The 7,174-nt window shown below is 70.1% G+C and carries 7 protein-coding genes; 2 read left to right on the top strand and 5 right to left on the bottom strand.

Annotated elements, in window-relative coordinates; translation table 11 throughout:
- Positions 1-44: 44 nt before the first annotated feature.
- The gene (locus ACNFOC_RS48040; RefSeq protein WP_416965318.1) at positions 45-1,043 is read left to right on the top strand and encodes a small ribosomal subunit Rsm22 family protein; all 999 of its coding nucleotides are present in this window, start codon (positions 45-47) and stop codon (positions 1,041-1,043) included.
- Between the two features lie 163 nt (positions 1,044-1,206).
- A complete protein-coding gene (locus ACNFOC_RS48035) occupies positions 1,207-1,944 on the top strand; it encodes a bifunctional DNA primase/polymerase (protein WP_416965317.1) in 738 nt (245 codons plus the stop codon).
- 10 nt (positions 1,945-1,954) lie between these two features.
- Here the strand turns inward: ACNFOC_RS48035 and ACNFOC_RS48030 are convergent, their stop codons facing one another.
- The 5 genes from ACNFOC_RS48030 to ACNFOC_RS48010 form a co-directional block, all read right to left on the bottom strand.
- A complete protein-coding gene (locus ACNFOC_RS48030; protein WP_416965316.1) occupies positions 1,955-2,944 on the bottom strand; it encodes an SCO2278 family lipoprotein in 990 nt (329 codons plus the stop codon).
- Entirely contained in the window at positions 2,904-3,776 is an 873-nt protein-coding gene (gene efeU / locus ACNFOC_RS48025; RefSeq protein WP_416965315.1) for an iron uptake transporter permease EfeU, read from the bottom strand. Before efeU ends, ACNFOC_RS48030 begins: the two co-directional genes overlap by 41 nt.
- Positions 3,777-3,779: 3 nt before the next feature.
- Positions 3,780-5,066 (bottom strand): iron uptake transporter deferrochelatase/peroxidase subunit, encoded by a 1,287-nt coding sequence (gene efeB, locus ACNFOC_RS48020; RefSeq protein WP_416965314.1) that lies wholly within the window; start codon positions 5,064-5,066, stop codon positions 3,780-3,782.
- Positions 5,067-5,073: 7 nt separating this feature from the next.
- The gene (gene efeO / locus ACNFOC_RS48015) at positions 5,074-6,210 is read right to left on the bottom strand and encodes an iron uptake system protein EfeO (RefSeq protein WP_416965313.1); all 1,137 of its coding nucleotides are present in this window, start codon (positions 6,208-6,210) and stop codon (positions 5,074-5,076) included.
- Between the two features lie 174 nt (positions 6,211-6,384).
- Positions 6,385-7,174, bottom strand: a 790-nt coding sequence (locus tag ACNFOC_RS48010; protein ID WP_416965312.1) for a heme ABC transporter ATP-binding protein, incomplete at its 5' end; no start/stop codon positions are given.

The raw sequence follows: 7,174 nt of genomic DNA, 5'->3' as shown, positions 1-7,174 counted from the left end.
CCCAGGGACCTCGGCATCAGTGCCGGGCCACTTAGAATCGGCGGGTGAACGACCCCGTGGCGCCCGCCGAAACCCTGCGTACTGCTCTGGCCCGCCTGCTCGACGGACTTCCGCCGAGGCAGGCCGCCGGGGCTGTTGAGCGGCTGATCGGCACCTACCGGGGGGCCACCCCGACCGACGCCCCGATCCTCAGGGACCGTGCGGACGTCGCGGCCTACGCGGCCTATCGGATGCCGGCGACTTTCGAAGCCGTACGTTCCGCACTGGACGCCTTCGCCGACGCCGTACCCGAGTGGGCCCCGCAGGGACACGTGGATGTCGGCGGCGGGACCGGTGCCGCCACCTGGGCCGTCGCCGCGACCTGGGACGGCGACCGCCCGGTGACCGTCCTCGACTGGGCCGAACCCGCACTCGCGCTCGGGAAAGAGATCGCGGCCGCCAACCCGAGCCTGCGCGACGCCAGTTGGCGCCGCGCGCGGATCGGCTCCACGCTCACCCTCGACCCCACCGACCTCGTCACCGTCTCCTACGTCCTCAACGAACTCACCGTCCCGGACCGGGCCGCCCTCGTGGACGCCGCCGCGTCCGCAGCGCAGGCCGTCGTGATCGTCGAGGCCGGCACCCCCGACGGCTACGCCCGCGTCATCGAGGCCAGGGACAGACTCGTCGCCGCCGGTTTCCACATCGCCGCCCCCTGCCCGCACAGCGCCGCCTGCCCGATCGCCCCGGGCGAGGACTGGTGCCACTTCTCGGCGCGGGTCAGCCGCTCCTCCCTGCACCGCCAGGTCAAGGGCGGCTCCCTGCCGTACGAGGACGAGAAGTTCAGCTACGTGGCCGCCGCCCGCTTCCCCGTCGAACCCGCCCCCGCCCGCGTCGTACGACGCCCGCAGATCCGTAAGGGACAGGTACTCCTCGACCTCTGCGAGACCGACGAGCAGCTGCGCCGGACGACGGTCACCAAACGCCACGGCGACCTGTACAAGGCGGCACGGAACGTGAGCTGGGGAGACCCGTGGCCGGACCCCTGGCCGGAAAAAGCATGACACTTTCGCCGAAAGTGTCACACGTGTGTCTCGTCCCACCCACCCCGGATGTGGGGTACCGCCTCTCGGGGCGCAGGATGGTGGGACCATAGGGGAAGTTCTCCGCACAACGGCAGGACTTCTCCGCACAGAGCAGGGCGACAACAGCAGGGCGAGGAGATAGATGAGCGCGACGTTCGGTGGCCGGACCGGTCGGCAGGGCAAACTCTCCTCGTGGCTGCGCGGACGCCGCCCGCAGGAGGCCCCCGACGACGGCAGCGGACGCGAGGCGCTGCTGCTGGCCGCCGCCGAGGCAGGGCTGCCGATCGCGCCCGCCGCGCACCCCGCCCCGGGCTACCGATGTTCGTGCGACCGCGTGGGCTGCCCGACCCCGGCCCGCCACCCCGTGTCGTTCGCCTGGCAGACGCAGTCCACGACCGACCGCGCGCAGATCGAGCGCTGGGCCCGCCACCAGCCGCAGGCCAACTTCATCACCGCGACCGGCATGGTCAACGACGTCCTCGACGTCCCCCTCGAAGCGGGCCGCGAGGCACTGGAGCGGCTGCTCGCCGCCGGTGTCGAGATCGGGCCGGTCGCCGCGAGCGACGACGGACGGCTGCTCTTCTTCACCCTCACCCGCGGCACCCCCGAGGACGAGGACGAGTGGTGGCCGTGCGAACTGGACTGCCACCCCGAGACGATGGACGAACACCCCGGCCTGCGCTGGCACTGCCGCGGCTCCTACGTCCTCGTCCCCCCGGCCCAACTCCCCGGCGAGAACCAGTCCGTTCACTGGGTACGCGGCCCCGAGCATCCCCTGCCCGACCCGCTGACCCTCCTCGAAACCCTCACGGACGCCTGCGCCCGCCACGCCGGTGCGGAACCGGACCACGCGAACTCGGCCTGGCCACTGGGCCGTTGACCTTCTGAGGTCAGCCGCCCTGCGCCGAGGTCAGCCCCTCGATCCGCCCCAGCACCGACACCTTGCCGCCCCGCTTCGGGTCCAACGCCACCTCGTTGGAGATGAGTTGGAGGGTGAGGGACTGTTCCACCTCGCCCGTCGTCAGCGCCTGGACGTCCTTGTTCTGTGTCGGCACCGACGCGCCCTCCGCCGCGGTCTCCTTCTGGAAGTACCGCGTGGTGAAGAACACCAACGCCCCGCCGTCCGCCGTACGCAGCGCCAGCGGCGCGTAGTCGCCGCTCGTCAGCGGCTGGTCGAGGAACTGGACGGCCAGACCGGGCTTGGTGGCCTTCTCCCGGTCCGCACGCCACGCGCTGGTGTGCGTGCCGTCCGCGAAGGCGGTGCCGCCGCTCTTCAGATACGTGGCGTAGCTCTGGCTCAACTCGCCCGGGGCAACGGCCAGTTCGGCCGAGTTCGCCGGTACGGCCTCGGCCCAGCCGTCCTTGTCGGTCGCGAACTTCGGTACGGCGCTGGGCGCGAGCAGCGTGAGATACGCCACCTGCCAGGGCTCGGACAGGTCGTTACGGGTGAAGACCAGCAACCACCGAGCCGCGCCCCCCTTGTTGGCGGCGGTGTCGGCGACGAACCAACGCGGCCAGCCGGCCTTCTTCGGGATGGTGAACTTGGCGTCCGTCAGCTCCAGCGGCGAGTAATTAGCGTTCCCGGACGGCGAGTTGGTGTGCCCCGCCTTCAGTCGCGCCGCGTCGATGTCACCGAGCGCGCCGGTGACATGAGCGGAGTCCAGGGAACTGTCGTACGCCTTGTCGGCCGCGTTGTACGCGGTCGTGAACTGCCGTAGTGCCGTGGCGGCCTCGGCGCGGGTGGTGGCCGGGAGGACCTCCCGCTCGCCGTGGACCACCACACAACCGCTCGCCGTCAGCGACAAAGCGGTCATCGAAGCCGCTATCAATACGCGCCGGTCAAGCCTGCGGAGCCTTCGAGGGCTGCGATCCCTGCTCATCAGGTGTCTTCACCTTCCCCTTCCCGGAGGCGAACCCTACCGGGGCGAAGAACAGGGCGAGCGTGGGGATCAGGTACAGCAGCCACACCGTGATCTGGAGGACGGTCGGGTCCGGCTGGAAGTTGAAGACGCCCTTGAGGAGGGTGCCGTACCAGCTGTCCGGCGGGATCGTGTCACTGATGTCGAAGGCCAGCTTCGTCAGGCCGGGGATCCAGTCGGCCTCCTGCAAGTCGTGGACGCCGTACGCCAGTACACCCGCCGCCACGACGACCAGCATCGCGCCGGTCCAGGTGAAGAACTTCGCGAGGTTGATCTTCAACGCGCCCCGGTAGAACAGCCAGCCCAGGAACACGGCGGTGGCCAGGCCCAGTCCCACGCCGACCAGCGGGCGCGGGGTGCCGTCGCTCGCCGCGTGCACCGACGCCCACACGAACAGGGCGGTCTCCAGCCCCTCGCGGCCGACGGCGAGGAACGCGGTGGCGACCAGCGCACCCGTGCCCATCGCAAGCGCCGCGTCCAGCTTGCCGTGCAGTTCGGCCTTCAGATGCCGGGCGGTGCGCCGCATCCAGAACACCATCCACGTCACCAGACCGACCGCGACGATCGACAGCGAACCGCCGAGCGCCTCCTGCGCCTGGAACGTCATCTCCTGGGAGCCGAACTCGAGCGCGCAGCCGAAGCCCATCGCGATGAGGACGGCGACGACGATGCCGGTCCAGATCGGCCTCAGCGCGTCCCGCCGGTCCGTCTTGACCAGATAGGCGATCAGGATGCACACGACGAGACTGGCTTCGAGGCCCTCGCGCAGACCGATCAGATAGTTCGAGAACACGGTCTACGACTCCTTCGCGTCCTTGGAGAACAGCGTGCTGCCCCACCAGTCGTCCTTGTCACGGACGCCCGGCGGGACGGCGAAGACCGCCGAACCCACGTGCTGGATGTACTCGTTGAGCGCGTCGGTCGCCGACAGCCTGCGCTGGAGCGGGATGAATCCCTTGCGTACGTCGCGCTGGTAGGCCAGGAAGAACAGGCCGGCGTCGAGCCGGCCGAGGCCGTCGGTGCCGTCGGTGAAGGAGTAGCCCCGGCGCAGGATGGTGACCCCGCTGTTGGAGTCGGGGTGCGCGAGCCGGACGTGCGCGTCGGGCTTCATCGCCTTCAGGAACGGCGGGTCGTGCTCCTTGGCCTTGCCGACCGCGGCGCCCTCGCCCTTGTCCCGCCCGAAGACGTCCTCCTGCTCCTGGAGCGAGGTCCGGTCCCAGGTCTCGATGTTCATGCGGATGCGCCGGGCGACGAGATACGAACCCCCGGTCATCCAGGCCGAGTTCGCGCTGTTGTCGCCCTCGCCGACCCACACGAACTTCTTCAGCCGGTCCGTCTCGGTCCCCGCGATGTTGCGGGTGCCGTCCTTGAACCCCATGAGATTGCGCGGGGTCTGTGCCCCCGGGGTCGTCGACGAGGTTTTCCCGAAGCCGAGTTGGGACCAGCGGATCGCGACCTTCCCGAACCCGATACGCGCCAGGTTGCGGATCGCGTGCACGGCGACCTGCGGATCGTCCGCACAGGCCTGGACACAAAGGTCGCCGCCCGTACGGGACTTGTCGAAGTTGTCGCCGGGGAACTGCGGCAGATCGACGAGGGCGTCAGGACGACTGCCTTCGAGCCCGAAGTGGTCGAAGAAGCCCGGCCCGAAGCCGATCGTCAGCGTCAGCCGCGAGGGTTTCAGCCCCAGCGCCTCACCGGTGTCGTCCGGCGGCGCCTCGGCGAGCCCGCCGTAGGCCCCGTCGCCGACCGCCTGCCCGCCGGTCATCCGCCGGGCGGCGGCCGTCCAGTCCTTCAGCAGCTGCACGAACTCGGCGCGGTCGTCGGTCTTCACGTCGAACGCGGCGAAGTGCAGCCGGTCCTGCACGGGCGTGGCGATACCGGCCTGGTTGGCGCCGTGGAAGGCGACCGCGGCACCGGTGTCGGCACCGGTCGGGTCGACATCGTCGCCGACCCGGGTCATCGCGACCGCACCACCGGCCGCGACGGCGCCGAGCGCGAGCCCGGCACCGCCCCAGCCGATCAGCGAACGGCGGGACGGCGAACCGTTCTCCTGGACTTCGCTCTCCTGAACGTCGGTCATCTCAGGCCTACTTCACGACGGCGGCGGCGAGCTTGGACAGCGGCTCCGCGAGGGCGTTGACCGCGTCCGACAGCTCCTTGCGCTGGTCCGCGGTGACCTTGTCGTACGACACGAAGCCGTCCGAGGTCGAGGTCGAGCGGTACTTGTCGAGCAGCGCGTCGAGCGCGGCGAACTGCTTGTCCAACTCGGTGGTCAGCGCCGCGTCGTTCTTCCGCGCGACCGGCTTCAGCAGCTCGTACGCCTTCTGTGCGCCCCCGACGTTGGCCTTGAAGTCGCTCAGGTCGGTGTGCGAGTAACGGTCCTCCTCGCCGGTGACCTTGCCGGTGGCGACCTCGTCGAGGAGTTCCTTGGCGCCGTTGGCCATGGAGGTCGGGGTGATCTCGGCCTTGCCGACCCGCTTCTGCCAGTCCTTCAGGTCGGTGACCAACTCGGCGGCGAGGACCTTCTGTTCGGCGCCGATCTTCTTGTCCTGCCACAGCGCCTTCTCCAGCGCGTGCCAGCCGGTCCACTTCTGGCCCTTCTCCAGGCCGTCGGCGCGGGTGTCGGTCTTGGGGTCGATGTCCCCGAACGACTCGGCGATCGGCTCGGTGGCCTCCCAGCCGACGCGGGAGGGGGCGTAGGCGTTCTTGGCGGCGGTGAGGTCGCCCGCCTTGATGGCGTTGGCGAAGGTCTCCACCTTCGGGATCGTCGCGTCGGCCTGCTCCTGCGCGTACTCGCGGTAGGCGGCGACGGCCGCGTCCAGCTTCGGGTCACGCTTGGCGACGCTGCCCCCGGTGACGGTCAGCTTCTGCCGCACACCGTGCCCCTTCATCCCCGGCCGGCAGGCGATCTCGTACGACCCGGCCTTCACCTCGGCGGTGAGCGTGTACTTGGTGCCCGGCCCGATGTTCTCCTTCTCGGAGACGATCCGGTCGTCCGGGAAGAGGATCTCGACCTCGGTCGCCTTCGAGCCGGTGTTCTCGATCTTCAGCGTGACCTGGCCGGCCGGGATCGACTTGGTCGAGGTCGTGCACTTGGAGTCGGCCGCGGTCACCTGGATCGCGTCGCCGTCCTTGGCGTCGCTCTTCGCGGTGCACGCCGTGACGGCGGTCAGGGCGGCCGCGGCGGCGACGGCGGTGGCGACGGGAAGTCGGACGGCACGCATGCAGGCTCCAAGCGGGAGTGGGTGGCGAGGCAGTGTGGTGAGGCTGCCCTAACTTACCTGAGGCTTACCTCAGTCATACCCGTACGGGTGGGTATTCACTGCCCACAGAAAAATCACAGACACGGCTTGATCTCGATGGCGAAAAACGAACGCCAAGGAACGGTCAAGGGAAGGTCAAGCAGGGCGTTTCGGTGTCACCACGACCGCCCCCGTGCGCGGATGCGGAAACACCTCAACTGGCTGGTCGTAGACGTCCGACAGCAACTTCTCGGTGAATACGTCCTTCGGCGGACCGTCGGCGGCGACACGACCGGCGCGCAGGATCGCGACCCGGTGCGCGTAGGCGGCGGCCAGCGCGAGATCGTGCAGCACCACGACCACCGCGTCCCCCGCGTGCGCCCTTTCCCGGCACAGCCGCAGGACCAGTTCCTGATGCCGGAGATCGAGCGCGGCGGTCGGCTCGTCGAGCAACAGCAGCGGCGCCCGCTGGGCCAGCACCCGCGCGAGCGCGACCCGGGCCCGCTCGCCACCACTGAGCGCCGAGAACGGCCGTAGCGCGAAGTCCGTGACCTCCGCCCGCGCCATCGCCTCCGCTACGGCGATCTCGTCCTCGGCGGGGCTGGTGGCGTGCGGCGCCCGCCCCATCCGTACGACGTCCTCGACCGTGAACGGGAAGGAGAGCGTGGCCGATTGGGGCAACACGGCCCGACGCAGGGCGAGTTCGGGCGCGGACCACGCGGCGGCGGGACGGCCGTTGATGCGGACGGCTCCGCCGACGGCCGGAAGATCCGCGGCGAGGGCGCCCAACAGGGTTGATTTACCCGCCCCGTTGGGCCCGACGAGCGCGAGCACCTCACCGGCGCGGACGGGCACGGTGACGCCGTGGAGGACTTTGCGCCCGCCGAGCTGGACGTGGAGGTCCACGGCCTCGGCGAGGACGTCTCCCGGTTCGGCGGGTGACCAC

Source organism: Streptomyces colwelliae, assembly GCF_048158785.1.
GTDB lineage: Bacteria > Actinomycetota > Actinomycetes > Streptomycetales > Streptomycetaceae > Streptomyces.
This window is presented reverse-complemented; position numbering and strand designations above follow the sequence as displayed.